This is a genomic window from Streptomyces sp. 184 (assembly GCF_045781775.1).
Classification (GTDB): domain Bacteria; phylum Actinomycetota; class Actinomycetes; order Streptomycetales; family Streptomycetaceae; genus Streptomyces.
The window spans coordinates 1,184,206-1,198,128 of sequence record NZ_CP123230.1; the positions used below are offsets into that span (position 1 = coordinate 1,184,206).

Below are 13,923 nucleotides of genomic sequence, written 5' to 3' on the forward strand. Positions count from 1 at the left end.
ATGAGCCTCAGGGCCCGTATCACCACCCCCGACCACAGCGCCGAAGGCCACAGCGAGACCCTCGTCCCCACCTACCGCGCCAAGCTCCTGGAGGAGATCGACCTCGCCGAGATGTCGGCGCTGTCGCCCGCCGAGCGGCGCGCCCGGCTGGAGCGGGTGCTCGGCCACATCCTCAGCCGCGAGGGCCCCGTGCTCTCCACCGCCGAGCGCGGCCAGCTCATCCGCCGCGTCGTGGACGAGGCGCTGGGACTCGGCATCCTGGAGCCGCTGCTGGAGGACCCGAGCGTCACCGAGATCATGGTCAACGGTCCCGACCGGATCTACGTCGAGCGCTCCGGCCGGGTCGAGCAACTGCCGCTGCGCTTCGCCTCCGACGAACAACTGATGCAGACCATCGAACGCATCGTCTCCACCGTCAACCGCCGCGTGGACGAGTCGACCCCGATGGTCGACGCCCGGCTGCCCACCGGCGAGCGCGTCAACGTCATCATCCCGCCGCTGTCCCTGAGCGGGCCCACGCTGACGATCCGCCGCTTCCCGCGCTCGTACACCCTGGCCGAACTCATCGGCCTCGGCACCCTCGACGAGCACATGCTGCTGCTGCTCTCCGGCCTCGTCCGGGCGAAGTTCAACATCATCGTCTCCGGCGCGACGGGCGCCGGGAAGACGACCCTGCTGAACTCGCTCTCCGGGCTCATCCCCGAGCACGAGCGGATCATCACCGTCGAGGACGCCGCCGAGCTGCAACTCCAGCAGTCGCACGTCATCCGGCTGGAGTCGCGCCCGCCGAACGTCGAGGGCAAGGGCCGGATCACCATCCGCGACCTCGTACGCAACTCGCTGCGCATGCGCCCGGACCGCATCATCGTCGGCGAGGTGCGCGGCGGCGAGACCCTCGACATGCTCCAGGCCATGTCCACCGGCCACGACGGGTCGCTGGCCACCGTGCACGCCAACTCCGCCGAGGACGCGCTGATGCGGCTCCAGACGCTGGCGTCGATGTCGGACGTCGAGGTGCCGTTCGAGGCGCTGCGCGACCAGATCAACTCCGCCGTCGACGTGATCGTGCAGCTCGCGCGGCACACCGACGGCACCCGCAAGATCGACGAGATCGTGATGCTGTCGTCCCGCGGCCGGGAGGTCTACCAACTGGTGTCCGTCTGCCGCTTCCACGCCCTGCCGATCAGCTCGGACCGGATCGTACGGGGCCAGTTCGAGTTCTCCCCGCTGCCCCGCCGCACGGGAGACCGCCTCTTCTACGCCGGCGAGCCCGTCCCGCCGGCGTTCGGGGTGGCGCCCTCCGAGCGGCACCTCCAGACGCGGGAGGCGAGGTGATGGACCGCCAGGAGCTGTTCGCGCTCGTCGTCGGCCTGTCGCTGCTCGCCGGCGCGCTCGCCGTCTGCGGCGTCGCCGTCTACGCCGCGGGCCGCGCCCGCCGCGCCGAGCTGCTCGACCGGCTCTCCGACGCCGGCGACCGCCGGCCCCGGCGCCGCTTCGCGGAGGTCGACCGGCGGGTGCGGCCGACGCGGATCGGCCGGTACCTGGAGCGGCGCATCGCGACGACGGGGCTGGACGTCACACCGGGCGAGTTCACGGTCTACGCGCTGGCCGGCGTCGCCGTACTGTGGCTGCTCGCCGACGCGCTGTTCGCCGCCTTCTTCGGTCCCATCGCCGGGCTCATCGGACTGTGGTGCGCGCACGCCTACCTCAACTGGCAGCGCCAGAAGCGCATCGAGGCGTTCATCAACCAACTGCCCGACCTCTCCCGCATCCTCGCCAACGCCACCCAGGCCGGCCTCGCCCTGCGCACCGCGCTCGGCCTCGCCGCCGAGGAGCTGGAGGCGCCGGCCGGCGAGGAGCTGACCAAGGTCACCGACCAGCTCGCCGTGGGCGTACCCCTCGACGACGCCCTCGGCGACCTCGCCGAGCGGCTGCCGTCGCGCGAGCTGTCCGTACTCGTCTCCACGCTGGTGCTCTCCAACAAGGCCGGCGGCCAGGTCGTCGCCTCCCTGCGGAACCTCACCGGCACCCTCAACGACCGCAAGGAGACCCGCCGCGAGGTGCGTACCCAGCTCTCGCAGGTCACCCTCACCGCGTACACCGTGCCCGTCATGGGCATCGGCACCCTGCTCCTCACCGACCAGGTGATGCCCGGCTCCATCGAGCACATGGGCTCCTCGCCGCTCGGCCAGGGCGCGGTGCTGACGGCCGTCGGGCTGTACGCACTGGCCATCCTGCTCATCCGCCGGCTCGCGAAGATCGACGTCTGAGGGGGCCGGACGCAGATGGAATACGGAACCCTCGGCCTGCTCCTCGCCGCCGCCGTCGGCCTCGCCGTCTTCGGCGTCCTCAGCGGCATCCGCGTCTACCGCGCCGAGGTCAAGCTCCCCAGCGACCTCCAGGTCGCCCTGGAGGTCGGCGCCACCCGCACCGGCGCCGTCGGCTCGCTCGTCGACCGCCTCGGGATGCGCTTCGCGCCGCTGGTGCTGAAGCTGATGGGCCGGCGGGCGGTGGAGAACAAACGCCGCAAGATCGACCGCGCGGGCAACCCCGGCGGCCTGACCATCGACCGCTACGCCGCCCGCCGCGCCGTCTACGCCGCCATCGGCTTCGGCGGCGCGCTGACCCTGCTCAACTCCGGCCAGTGGGTCGGCGCGCTGGTGCTCGCGGCCTTCGGCTACGGCTGGGCGGAGGTCGGCATCTGGGCGGCCGTACGCAAGCGGCGCGACGTCATCGAACGCACCCTGCCCGACTTCCTCGACGTCCTGGCCGTGGTCGTCAGCGCCGGGCTCGGCTTCCGCCAGGCCCTCGACCGCGTCAGCGAACGCTACTCGGGCCCCTGGGCCGACGAACTGCGCATCACCCTGCGCCAGATGGACATGGGCGTCTCCCGCCGCCAGGCGTTCGAGGAACTGCGCCGCCGCAACGACTCCGAGCAGGTCGCCCAGTTCGTTACCGCCCTCCAGCAGGGCGAGGACCTCGGCGCGCCGATCGTCGAGACGCTGATACAGATCGCCACGGACCAGCGCCGCACGGACGCCCAGAACGCCCGCCGCCGCGCCTCCCGCGCCATCCCGAAGGCCACCCTGCTCATCACCAGCCTGATGGTGCCGGCCACGATCATCCTGCTGGTGACGGCGGTCTATCTCGGCTCGGGCTCGGAGTTCGGCGTCCTGACGGAGTGACGCACCGGCCCTACGGGACACGGCCGTCCCGGCGCACGGCGGACCGCCCGGCTGACCTTAGGATGACGCACCACGCCGCGGAGGTGCTCCGCTGACCGTCGAAAGGGCTGGCCGCACGGTGGAAGAACGCACGCTGGAGGCGCTCGGACTGCACGAGGCGCCACGTGAGAACCCGCTGATCTACCCGGGTGCGTGGCCCGAGGACTCCGGACTGCTGTACAAGAACCGGCTGTTGCGCCTCGACGCGACCCCGAACAGAAGGCTGGCGAAGTGGCTCGTCCACCCGCCGCCCGGCGGCTTCCGCGGCGAACCCGGCCTCCAGGACCCCGTACCGGTCAACCACGCGCTGATGCGCGCCAACGAAACGCTCGTCGGCGACCGCTACCCGGTGCTGGCCGTCGGCTCCAACGCCTGCCCGGCGCAGCTCGTGCACAAGATGGAGGGCGCGGGCGTCTCCTCCACCATCCCCATGGCGAAGGCCACCGTCACCGGGGTCGACGTCGGCGTGTCCGCGTACATCAGCCCCCTGGGATACATCTCCTCCTCGCCCGTCGCCGCCCCCGGCCACACCCGCACACTCTTCGTGACCTGGTTCGACGCCAGCCAGTTGGAGATCGTCGACCGCAGCGAGGGCATCTTCGACCCGGAGGGCGAGTACGACCGCGTGCTGCTCCCGGCGCCCGACATCCGCGTGGAACTCGCCTCCGGCGAGGTGCTGGGCGAGGTGTACGCCTACGTCCACCGCTACGGCGTCCTCTGCGACTCAGAACGCCGGCCCCGGCGGCACCTGGGCGAGCGACAGCTCCTGGCCGACGTGCTGGCCGAGTCGCGCCGGCTGCGCGAGTGGTTCGGCGAGACGCCGGAGGAGTTCAGCTCCCGCGCCCGCGGCAACCCGACGCTCTGCGGCAAGGGCACCCGCCTCTTCGCCGACGAGAACCGCACCACGCCCTCCGGCCTCGAACGTTACGTCCCCGACCGCCCCGCCACCGCCGTCTACGACGACCTCCACCCCCACGGCGACCCCGAGGACGGCACGTACCGCGTCGGCCGTACGCCCGACGCCTTCGACCAGCGCGAGGCGGGCGTCGTCCGGATCTCCGCCGCGCTCTCCCGCCGACTCGGCGATCCGCGCCTCCTCGTGGTGCAGAACGCCCGGCTCCCGCGCCCCCACCACGACCGCCTCGGCGCGCTCGCCGGCGTCGTCGTCGCCGACGACATCGCCGCGGACGACGTCAGCCTGGTCCAGGTCGACAACTCGCTGCGCGTCGGCATCGGCGTCGACCCCGGCGACACGGTCACGCTGCTCCCCGCCGAACTGCCGCTCCGTCAGTCCTGGTGGCAGAAGCTCCTCTTCGGCCGGCACAACTACGTGCTCTGCCGGGTGCAGGACGGCGACCGCGCGAGCGCCGAGCACGAGGTGTGCCTCCTCGACCACCTGACGCTGGAACTGCTGGGCGTCGCCAGCGGCGACGCCGTCGTGCTGGAAGGCTTCCCGGGCCCCGACGGCGTCGTGCCCACCCTGCGGCTCAAGGCCATCGAGACGAGCGACGAGGTCACCGAGCGGCGCAAGGAACTGCACGGCGGCACGATGAACAGCCGCTACCCCAGCTCCCTCGACGCCCTGGGGGTCTTCCCCGACCTGCCCTGGGTCTTCCTCGACCGACGCCTGTGGGCGGGGCTGGGGATGGCCGGGCAGTGGATGGGCACGGTACGGATCCGGTGCAGCCGCTCGTACCAGCTCAAGAAGGAGCTGCGCGAGCTGGTGTTCCTGCTCGGGCTCGCCTTCATCGGTGTGGTGACGGTGCTGGAGAGCCTCGTGCTCCAGGGGCTGAGCCTCGCGGTCGTCATCCTGCTCGTGGGCATCGTCGTCAACATCCGCCTGCGATCGCGACTCCAGCAGCGCGCGCAGGCGATAGGGAGCAGGCGGCGAAGGAGCTAGCCGCGGGCGCGGGCACGCCCGCGCTACGACACCAGCGGACGCACCTCCTCCGCCACCCACCGTACGAAGCCCACCGGATCCGGCTCGTCGGCGGTCGGCTGGAGCACCACCGTCGTCGCCCCGGCCGCCGCCCACCGGTCCACCGCCGCCGCGACCGCCGCCGCGTCCCCGGCGACGTGCGCCTCCGCGGCCGGGTCCCAGCCCATCCGGCGGGCGTCGTCGGCCAGCCGCCGCTCGGCGCCCGGGCCGGTGGCGACGAGGATCGAGGCGACGAGCGGATGCTCCCCGCCGCGCCCGGCGGCCTCCCGCCCGGCCCGTACCGCCTCGGCGGCCTCCTGCACCACCTCGGGCGAGGCACCCCCGGCGAGGATCGTCCCGTCGGCCGCCTCCCCGGTGAGCCGCAGCGTCTTCGGCCCCGTACCCCCGGAGAGCACCGGCGGCGCCTCCGCCGGCGGCCAGGCCAGCTCGACGCCGTCGAGCTCGACGTACCGCCCGTCGACGGTGACGTTCTCCCCGGCGAGCAGCGCGCGCAGCGCGGTCAGATGCTCGCGCAGCAACGTCAGCGGCGACGCGGCCCGCGCCCCGACCTGCCCCATCCACGACTGCACCCCGTGCCCCACCCCGAGCGTCACCCGCCCGGGAAACAGCCGGTGCAGGGTGGCCGCCTCCATGGCTACCAGCGCGACGTTCCGCAGCGGCACGGGCAGGATCCCGATGGCGACGTGCACCCGCTCGGTCCAGGCGAGCACGGCGGCGGCGGTGGCGACCCCGCTCTCGTAGAAGCAGTCCTCCCACACCCACAACTCGTCGATCCCGGCCTCGTCCGCGGCCCGCGCCACGGCGCGAAGCTGCTCGGGCGGGAACTGCGGAACGAACACGGTGGCAAGTCTCGTCATGCGGCGACGGTACCCGCCCCGGCCGACACCACCGGGCAGGCGGACATCCCGGGGTATTCCGCTCCGCCCTCTTCGCATGCGCAAGGGGTCTGTGGGACAGTCGGCAAGCGGCCGGTTACGCTGCGCACGTGGACGCGCCGCGGCGCGGGCCGCCGCAGGTGTAAGGCGGGCGGCGAGGGGGAGGACGGAAAATGGCCGTTCCTGACGCCAAGTCCGCTGTTACAGCACACAATTGGCTTGACGGACCGACGGCAACGGCCGCGTTGTCCGACTCCGGAGGTAGACCGCATGTGGAAACCCAACGACGTGCTGCTGAGGTCCCTGGCCGCCACCCAGCGGCTGCGCCGCGGACGCGAGCGCGATCGGGGGCAGACAGCGGTGGAGTACCTGGGGATCATCGCGGTGGCCGTGGTGATCGTGCTGGTGCTGATCCAGTCGGGGCTGGGGGAGTTGATCCTCGGCAAGATCCAGGACCAGATCGGAAAGATCGGCTGAGCGGTGACTCCGGTCAGGCGTTCCCGCTCTACATCGCCGCGATCGCGGGTCTGCTGTTCCTCGCCGTCGCGTACTTCGCCGTCGGCCAGGCCGCGGCGAACCGCAACGACGCCCAGGGCGCTGCCGACGCCGCCGCGCTTGCCGCCGCGCACGACGCGCGCGAGCAGTTGTCGGAGGGTCTGCTCGACAAACTGGTCGACCCGGGCTCGTGGGACGACATCATCGGGGGCGAGGGGTTCGAGTACGGGTCGGCCTGCGCCGCTGCGCAGGACTTCGCCGCCAAGAACGACGCCGACACGACCGCGTGCGACCGCGTGTACGACCCGGACGACGGGTTCACCGTGACGGTACGCAACCGTGAGGCCGTCGGCGACACGCTCGTACCGGGCACGGAGAGCAAACGCTCCGAGGCCACCGCCACGGCGGTCCTGGAGTCCCGCTGCGACGTGCGGGAGCCCGACGACGGCGGGGGAGGGGACGACGGCCGGGGCGAGGACGACGGCGGCGGTGACGGTGACGGCGGTGGTGACGGCGATTCCGGCGACGACGAGGACCGGGACAAGCCGCCGCTCGAACTCGACTGCGACGGCCGCGACTGGTCCCTCGATCCCGACGACATCCACCTCCTTCCCGACCCCGACGACCTCTTCTCCGTACGTCTCGTCGACTGAACTGCGAAGGAAGCTGGCAATGAGCATGTGGGGCACGAGCAGGGCGCGCAGAGGAGCCGCCACCGTGGCGCTGGCCGCGGCTCTGGCGCTCACCGCCGCAGGCTGCGGCGGTGGCGATGACGGCGACGGAGGCGGCGACGAGAAGTCGTCCGAGACCGCCGAGACGTCCGGCGGCGGGGACTCCGACGGCAAGGGCGACGGCCGGCAGGGCGGCGGCGACGAGGAGGTGCCGTCGGAGCCCATCGCCGAGGTGAAGAACAAGGAGGACATCGTCCTTCGCGTGCTGGAGCTGAAGCGGGACGCGGGCGGGTTCGTCACCCTCAACGGCGAGCTGGAGAACACCGGCGCCGAGGACTTCCTGCACATCCAGGACTGGTCCGGCCGGGAGCAGGGAGCGGACAAGTCGTCCCTCATGGGCGCGACGTTCGTGGACCTGGACGGCAAGAAGCGCTACTACGCCCTGCGGGACACCGAGATGCGCTGCCTGTGCACCTCCGGCATCGCCAGCCTCGACGCCGGGGAGAGCCTGACCGTCTACATCCAGTTCCCCGCCCCGCCGGACGACACCACCGAGGTCGAGTTCCAACTCCCCACGTTCCCGCCCACCAACCTAGAGATCTCCGAATGAGGTGAGCACCGCGATGCCCTCCCGCACAGCCGTAGCGCTCGCCCTCGCCTCGTTCCTCGTCGCCACCCCCGGCGTCGCGCAGGCGCTGCCCGCGCAGGACGACGTGCCCGTCCCGTCCTCCCCGCCCGGGACCAGCACCTCCGCGCCCCCGCCCGTCGAGACCGACGCCAACGACCCCGATCTCCAGTTGGAGGACGGCGCCACCCTCGACGACCCCAAGGTGCTCGACATCGTCTCCGTCGTCGAGACCCAGGGCGGCGAGGAGCGGCGGTCCGACTCCAACTCGACCATCACCATCGCGCTCCAGGCCGAGGTGCTCTTCCCCAAGGACAGCGCCCAGCTCACCGGCCAGGCGCGGTCCCGGATCGCCGCCATCGCCGACGAGATCGAGCAGAACGACCCCGACACCGTGCGCGTCTTCGGCTTCACCGACGACCTCGGGTCGTACGAGCACGGCGTCACCCTCTCCAAGAACCGCGCCAACGCCGTGCACCAGGAGCTGACCAACACCCTCCAGGCCGCCGACGTCACCTACGTCGTCCGGGGCTACAGCGAGGACTACCCCATCGCCGACAACGCCACCGAGGAAGGCCGGAAGCAGAACCGGCGGGTCGAGGTGAGCTTCCCCCGGGGGCAGTGACCCGGATGTCCGTCGTGCCCGGTATGCTCACCTCGGCGCGCCTGCGTGCCGGGAGGGGGCGAGGACTGCGTGGCCTTCGTGGGGCGGGTGCTGCGGGTGGTTGCCGTCGTGGCGGGTGTGGTGGCCGTGCTGGGCGGCGTGCTGTGGCTCGCCGACGACGTGTTACGGGGTGTGCCCGACGACTCCGTCGCGCTCCGGCATCCCGCCGCCGGGCGGTCCGCCGGCGCCTCGACCTACGCCCCCGCCGAGTTCGCCGAGCACGTCACCAGCGTCGAGACCGAGTGGGAGGGCGGTGCCGCGGTGCGTACGGTCATCTTCACCGACCTCGCCGACGACGCCCCCGGCCGCCGTGTCGCCGCCGGCATCAAGCGCGCGCACCTTCAGCAACTCCTCGCCGACTGCGTCGAGAAGCTCCCCGAGGTCGTCGTCAACGACCGCGACGGTGACGAGATCCGGTCCGGCGACGTCCTCGGCTTCACCCGGCGGCAGGGCGGCTGCCCCGGCGACAGGCACCAAACCTCCTGACCCATCCCACCGGCCCCGCCCACCGGCCCCGCCCGCCGGCCCGGCCCGCCAACCGCGCTCGCCGGCCCGCCCGTTCAGAACCTGCGGACCGTCCCCGGTGTACGGGTCGCGTAGGCCGTGAACGCCGCCCACGCCTCCGGCGTGAACGTCAGCACCGGCCCGTCCGGCGTCTTGGAGTCCCGTACGTGCACCGCCCCGGCCCCGGCGGCGACCTCGACGCACTTGGCCCCGGCCCCGCGGCTGTAGCTGCTCCTCCGCCATTCCAGGCCATCAGGGCCGTGCTCGGTGCTCATCGGTCTCCCGCCGTATGGTCACGTACCGCGCGCCGGACCACGACGCGCCCAAGGCCGCCCATTGCGGGCACAAGACCTCGAAACGATTGACGAGACGGAACGGCACTTAGTTCCCGCCGTGCCCCCCGTGCCCCCCGTGCCCCCCGTGCCCGACGTTCCCGTCGTTCCCCCGGCCCCGGTGTTTCGGCTCTGCCTGAAACACCTTGGCGCGACCACCCCGCCCCACCGAGTCTGTGGGCGGGTCGGCCGGTGCCCCCCGAGGCCCTGCCGGCCCGTGCTCCCGTCCTCAGCCTGCACGGGGCGGGGGCTTCGGGGCCGTGCCCCGGGCGCCGGAGCCCTGTGCGGCGGTGTTCGCCACACCGCCGGCGGCCTCCCGGCCATCCGGCGACTCCACCGCTGCCGCGGCGGGAGCGGGGCGCGGCCGCCGAGCTCCGCGGCAGCAGCCGTTGCCGTCGGGGCCGCGGCGTACGAGGAGTCCGGCCGCCGGGTCGGGTACGGCGTCGAGGGCCGCCCGTACGCCCGGCAGTTGCCGCCACGCCTCCCCGTCGCTCTTCTCCCGGAAGGCGATCTCGAAGACGATCCCGCGGGAGTGGACGTGCCACTCCCAGGTCGTCGCCCGGTGGCCGAGCGCCGACTCGACGAGGGCGTACTCGTACGCGTCCTTCCACCGCAGTGCGGAGGAGTGGGCGTCGGACACCTCGATGGACCACCAGTCGCCCATGGTTGCTTCCTCCGGCTTCCTGCCGCTGTTCTTCCGCCGGCTCTTCGGCACCCCACCGTAGGCCGGGTGCGTGCGCGCGTACCAGGGGCGCTCGGGGTGCGTCGCGGGGAGTTGGCCGCCGGGCCGCTGCCGGTCCACCGCCGGGCAACTCGCGGGCGCCCCAGGGGCGTCGGGCTCAGCCCTCGATGAGCCGCTCCAGCACCGCCTGGAACTCCCCGTCCACCATGATCTTGATGCCGTCCTCGTCCATGGCGCTGAGCCGGGTGAGCGAGCCGGCCCGCCACCAGTAGACGTCCGGCGTGATCCGCCCGACGCCCTCCTCGAAGCCGGCCGCGGCGAACTGCGCGAGGGTGTTGAGGCCGGCGATCACGTGCCGGTCGCGGATCGCGTGGAACGCGAGCTGGTGCCGGAACGGCACCGCGACGAGCGCGCCGTCCGTGCTCAGCCCGCGGCCCGTGACCCGGGGCACCAGCTCGTCCAGCGTCAGCACCAGGCTCGCCGTGAACATCGACTCGCCCATCACCACGTCGACGCGGGCGCCCTCCTCCTGCTCGATGGTCTCGTGCGCCTCGACCGGCAGCCCGCGGAGGTTGTCCAGCGCCTGCGCGCGCAGGGCGGCGATGTCGCCGAAGGGCTCCAGCGAGGAGCGGGGCAGGACCATGACGCTCTCGGGGAGGTCCAGCGCCAGCACCTCGCGCAGCCCTTCGGCGAGCGGGCGCGCGTAGTCGAAGCCGTCGGACCCGGTCATCTCGTCGGGCAGCAGCCGCGGGTAGAGCTGGGCGCGGAACGTGTCCGCCGGCATGGTGTCCAGCACCGAAGGGCCGTCCATGGCCCGCAGCATGATGCCGATGTGGCGACGGGTCAGCTCGGGCCAGACGCGCGGTCCGCGGGTGTCGTTGTGGCAGACCGCCGCCAGGTTGCCCAGGCCGAACTGCCGGCCCGAGCTGTCGGTCACGGCGTCCGCGCCGACGGTGACCTCCAACCCCTGCTCGGCGAACGCCTCGTGGACGCCGGCGCGGAAGCGGGCGCCCTCGTCCTCGGAGAAGAACTCGAACGAGGCGTCGCGCGTGGTGTCCCGCCCGTCGCGGCGCGGCTTGCGACCGAATATCCCCACGGTGGTGCCCCCTGTACGTCCGTACGTCGTCCGCGTGGCGGCCGTGCGTTCGGGCCGCGATCACGGTCGTTTTCGATCGTAGCGATCGCCTCTGACGCTCCCGCCGCCCGGTCGGCCAGGGCAGCCTGCTGCGCTGCCCGGTCAGCCCGGCCCCGCCGGCGGGGCGGCGCCGACGCCGAGGCGCACCCCGGGGCGTACGCCCCAGCGGGCGAAGGCGCCCGCCTCTGCCTCCAGCACGTGCCGGGCCCGCAGCCGGGGGCGGCCGAGGCGGCCGGGGGGCATGGTGCGTACGGCCAGGACCGTCAGCCGGCGGTCGAGGTACGCGACGTCGATGGCGAAGCGCATGCCGAGGGTGTGGACGCCCTGGGCGGGGGTGAGGAGGAGGGCGCCGGCCAGGCCGTCGCGGCCGAGGAGGCCGCGGCTGCGGCGGGCGAAGGAGGACGCCACCTCCAGCGGCAGCGGAGCCGCGCCGGGGCCGACCGTGAGTGTGGCCGGTCCGTCGGGCCAGGTGGGCATGGCGGGCGTCTCCCGGTTGCGTCGCGGCGGCTTTGAGCCGCCGCCGAGCCGCCACCGTATCGCCGCGATGCCGCCGCCGACCCGCCCCTGCCCCGTCCGCCGGCCCGCCGTTAGGCTCACCCCGTGCTCGCCGTCCTCCTCGTCGTCCTCGCCGCCGGCTACGGCGCCGGCGCCGGGGCCCTGCTGCCCCGGGCCGCCTACCGGCTCTCCGTGGCCGCCGACGAGCCGTGGCGCGACCGCTGTCCGCAGGACCACCCGCTCCCCGGCTGGGCCGGCCCGGCGACGTGCGGGGAGTGCGGGGGGAGCCCGTACGGCCTGCGCCTCTGGCTCCCGGCCACCGCGACCGCCGCCGCCTGCGCCGCGCTCGCCGCCGCCACCGGCGCCGAGCCCGAGCTGGCCGTCTGGCTGCTGCTGGCGCCGTTCGGGGTGCTGCTCTTCGCCGTCGACCGGGCGGTGCGGCGACTTCCGGACGTCCTGACGCTGCCGCTCGCGGGGGCGGCCGTAGTGCTGCTGGGGGGTGCGGCGCTCGTAGGGGGAGCGGGATCATGGACGCGCGCCCTCTTGGGCGGCATTGCGCTGGGGGCCATCTACTTTCTGCTCTTCTTCATCAACCCGGCCGGCATGGGTTTCGGGGACGTGAAGCTGGCGCTCGTGCTGGGCGTCGCGCTCGGCTGGTACGGCTGGGACGTCCTGTTCACCGGCTCGTTCGCCGGTCTGCTGCTGGGCGCGGGGTACGCGATCACCATGCTGGCGGCCCGCAGGGTGGGGCGGAAGACGGGCATCGCGTTCGGCCCGTTCATGATCGTCGGCGCCTTCGCGGGGCTCGTCGTCGGCGGGCTGGCCGCCGGCTGAGCGGCGCGGGACGGGACGGCACGTACGCCCCGCACGCCCCCCGAACCCCTCCCGTGGGCCGCGAACCGCCTCGTGCGAGTGACCTGATCGCAGCGGAGTTCGTATACGGACTGTCACCGAGCGAGCACTTTTCGAGGTGTCCCGTCCGTTCCGGTACTGAGCACCCCTCACCCTGGGTTATGGTGGAACTCCCCCCCTCGGGCCGGTCCGTATCCCCCCCACGGACCGGCCCGTTCCCTTTTCCCCCTGGCCCCTCCCAACCCGCGCCGAGGCGCCCGCCCGGGCGGCCGGGCGGGCGCCTTGCGGGACCGGGTCTCAGCCGCGTCCGGCCCAGATGTTCACGCCGCTCGTCGTCTTCGCGAAGCCGTCGATCTCCGCCAGCTCCGCCGCCGTCAGCTCGGGACCGCCCAGCGCCGCGACGTTCGCCTCCAACTGCGCCACGCTCGACGCGCCGATGAGCGCCGACGTCATCCGCGGGTCCCGCAGCACCCAGCCCAGCGCGAGCTGCGCCAGCGACTGCCCGCGCCCGCGCGCCAGCTCGTTCAGCCCGCGCAGCCGCCGCACGACCTCGTCCGTCAGCAGCTTGGGGTCCAGCGACTTGTTCTGCGCGGCCCGCGACCCCTCCGGGATGCCGTTCAGGTACTTGTCGGTCAGCATCCCCTGCGCGAGCGGCGCGAAGGAGATGCAGCCCATACCCTCCGCCTCCAGGGTGTCGAGCAGTTCGTCGTCCTCGGTCCAGCGGTTGATCATCGAGTACGAGGGCTGGTGGATCAGCGGCCGTACGCCCATCTCCCGCAGGATCCGGGCGGCTTCGCGCGTCTGCTCCGCGGTGTACGAGGAGACGCCGACGTACAGCGCCTTGCCCTGCTGCACGGCGGACGCCAGCGCGCCCATCGTCTCCTCCAGCGGGGTGTCCGGGTCGTAGCGGTGGGAGTAGAAGATGTCGACGTAGTCGACGCCCATGCGGCCCAGCGAGGCGTCGAGCGACGACAGCAGGTACTTGCGCGAGCCCCACTCGCCGTACGGCCCCGGCTGCATCAGGTAGCCCGCCTTGGTCGACAGCACCAGCTCGTCGCGGTACGGGCGGAAGTCGGCGGCGAAGAGCCGGCCGAAGTTCTCCTCCGCGGAGCCGGGCGGCGGGCCGTAGTTGTTCGCCAGGTCGAAGTGGGTCACGCCGAGGTCGAACGCGCGCCGCAGGATCGCGCGCTGCGACTCCAGCGAGCGGTCGTCGCCGAAATTGTGCCAGAGACCGAGGGAGATCTCCGGCAGCTTCAGGCCGCTGCGACCCGTCCGGCGGTAGGTCATCGCGTCGTAACGGGTGTCTGCTGGCAGGTAAGGCAAGAGACTGTTCACAAAACCTGCCTATCACGAACCCGGTGCGCTCCTGTGACAGGACTGTGGCACAACGGGCAGTACTGTGGCGCCTTCCGGGGGGTACTTCGAACGTG

General features: G+C 72.9%; 16 protein-coding genes. 10 read left to right on the plus strand and 6 right to left on the minus strand.

The annotated features are described in order from the left end of the window. The 4 genes from QBL21_RS05275 to QBL21_RS05290 all read left to right on the plus strand — a co-directional run bounded on the left by QBL21_RS05275 (position 1) and on the right by QBL21_RS05290 (position 5,124). Positions 1-1,335 carry a CpaF family protein gene (locus QBL21_RS05275; protein ID WP_407560807.1) on the plus strand — a complete coding sequence of 445 codons (1,335 nt, stop codon included), beginning with the start codon at positions 1-3 and terminating at the stop codon, positions 1,333-1,335. Beyond that, entirely contained in the window at positions 1,335-2,270 is a 936-nt protein-coding gene (locus tag QBL21_RS05280; protein ID WP_407560808.1) for a type II secretion system F family protein, read from the plus strand. Before QBL21_RS05275 ends, QBL21_RS05280 begins: the two co-directional genes overlap by 1 nt. Positions 2,271-2,285: 15 nt before the next feature. Continuing rightward, positions 2,286-3,185: a DUF5936 domain-containing protein gene (locus QBL21_RS05285; RefSeq protein ID WP_407560809.1), complete on the plus strand. Its 900-nt coding sequence runs from the start codon at positions 2,286-2,288 to the stop codon at positions 3,183-3,185. Positions 3,186-3,303: 118 nt separating this feature from the next. Then, entirely contained in the window at positions 3,304-5,124 is a 1,821-nt protein-coding gene (locus QBL21_RS05290) for a hypothetical protein (protein ID WP_407560810.1), read from the plus strand. A 23-nt stretch (positions 5,125-5,147) separates the two neighbouring features. On the opposite strand, the gene QBL21_RS05295 is transcribed toward QBL21_RS05290, so the two are convergent. Further along, positions 5,148-6,020 carry an LLM class flavin-dependent oxidoreductase gene (locus QBL21_RS05295; protein ID WP_407560811.1) on the minus strand — a complete coding sequence of 291 codons (873 nt, stop codon included), beginning with the start codon at positions 6,018-6,020 and terminating at the stop codon, positions 5,148-5,150. Between the two features lie 288 nt (positions 6,021-6,308). Between QBL21_RS05295 and QBL21_RS05300 the strand changes: the two genes are divergently transcribed. The 5 genes from QBL21_RS05300 (at position 6,309) to QBL21_RS05320 (ending at position 8,979) form a co-directional block, all read left to right on the plus strand. Beyond that, a complete protein-coding gene (locus tag QBL21_RS05300) occupies positions 6,309-6,515 on the plus strand; it encodes a hypothetical protein (RefSeq protein WP_027754509.1) in 207 nt (68 codons plus the stop codon). Then, positions 6,512-7,186 carry a pilus assembly protein TadG-related protein gene (locus QBL21_RS05305; RefSeq protein WP_407566313.1) on the plus strand — a complete coding sequence of 225 codons (675 nt, stop codon included), beginning with the start codon at positions 6,512-6,514 and terminating at the stop codon, positions 7,184-7,186. Before QBL21_RS05300 ends, QBL21_RS05305 begins: the two co-directional genes overlap by 4 nt. A 19-nt stretch (positions 7,187-7,205) precedes the next feature. Further along, complete coding sequence (locus tag QBL21_RS05310) at positions 7,206-7,814, plus strand: hypothetical protein (protein ID WP_407560812.1); 609 nt, start codon at positions 7,206-7,208, stop codon at positions 7,812-7,814. Positions 7,815-7,827: 13 nt separating this feature from the next. Beyond that, a complete protein-coding gene (locus QBL21_RS05315; RefSeq protein ID WP_407560813.1) occupies positions 7,828-8,454 on the plus strand; it encodes an OmpA family protein in 627 nt (208 codons plus the stop codon). A gap of 69 nt (positions 8,455-8,523) precedes the next feature. Beyond that, positions 8,524-8,979: a hypothetical protein gene (locus QBL21_RS05320; RefSeq protein WP_407560814.1), complete on the plus strand. Its 456-nt coding sequence runs from the start codon at positions 8,524-8,526 to the stop codon at positions 8,977-8,979. A 74-nt stretch (positions 8,980-9,053) separates the two neighbouring features. Here QBL21_RS05320 and QBL21_RS05325 read toward each other — a convergent pair whose 3' ends face one another. The 4 genes from QBL21_RS05325 to QBL21_RS05340 all read right to left on the minus strand — a co-directional run bounded on the left by QBL21_RS05325 (position 9,054) and on the right by QBL21_RS05340 (position 11,623). After that, on the minus strand, positions 9,054-9,272 hold the full coding sequence (locus QBL21_RS05325) for a DUF397 domain-containing protein (RefSeq protein ID WP_407560815.1): 219 nt from the start codon (positions 9,270-9,272) through the stop codon (positions 9,054-9,056). Between the two features lie 286 nt (positions 9,273-9,558). After that, on the minus strand, positions 9,559-9,993 hold the full coding sequence (locus QBL21_RS05330; protein WP_407560816.1) for a hypothetical protein: 435 nt from the start codon (positions 9,991-9,993) through the stop codon (positions 9,559-9,561). Between the two features lie 175 nt (positions 9,994-10,168). After that, the gene (locus QBL21_RS05335) at positions 10,169-11,107 is read right to left on the minus strand and encodes a hypothetical protein (RefSeq protein WP_407560817.1); all 939 of its coding nucleotides are present in this window, start codon (positions 11,105-11,107) and stop codon (positions 10,169-10,171) included. A gap of 141 nt (positions 11,108-11,248) precedes the next feature. Next, positions 11,249-11,623 (minus strand): DUF192 domain-containing protein, encoded by a 375-nt coding sequence (locus QBL21_RS05340; RefSeq protein ID WP_407560818.1) that lies wholly within the window; start codon positions 11,621-11,623, stop codon positions 11,249-11,251. A gap of 123 nt (positions 11,624-11,746) precedes the next feature. On the opposite strand from QBL21_RS05340, the gene QBL21_RS05345 reads away from it, so the two are divergent. After that, positions 11,747-12,475: a prepilin peptidase gene (locus QBL21_RS05345; protein WP_407560819.1), complete on the plus strand. Its 729-nt coding sequence runs from the start codon at positions 11,747-11,749 to the stop codon at positions 12,473-12,475. 315 nt (positions 12,476-12,790) lie between these two features. Here QBL21_RS05345 and mgrA read toward each other — a convergent pair whose 3' ends face one another. Then, on the minus strand, positions 12,791-13,828 hold the full coding sequence (gene mgrA / locus QBL21_RS05350; RefSeq protein ID WP_407560820.1) for an L-glyceraldehyde 3-phosphate reductase: 1,038 nt from the start codon (positions 13,826-13,828) through the stop codon (positions 12,791-12,793). Positions 13,829-13,923: the final 95 nt, after the last annotated feature.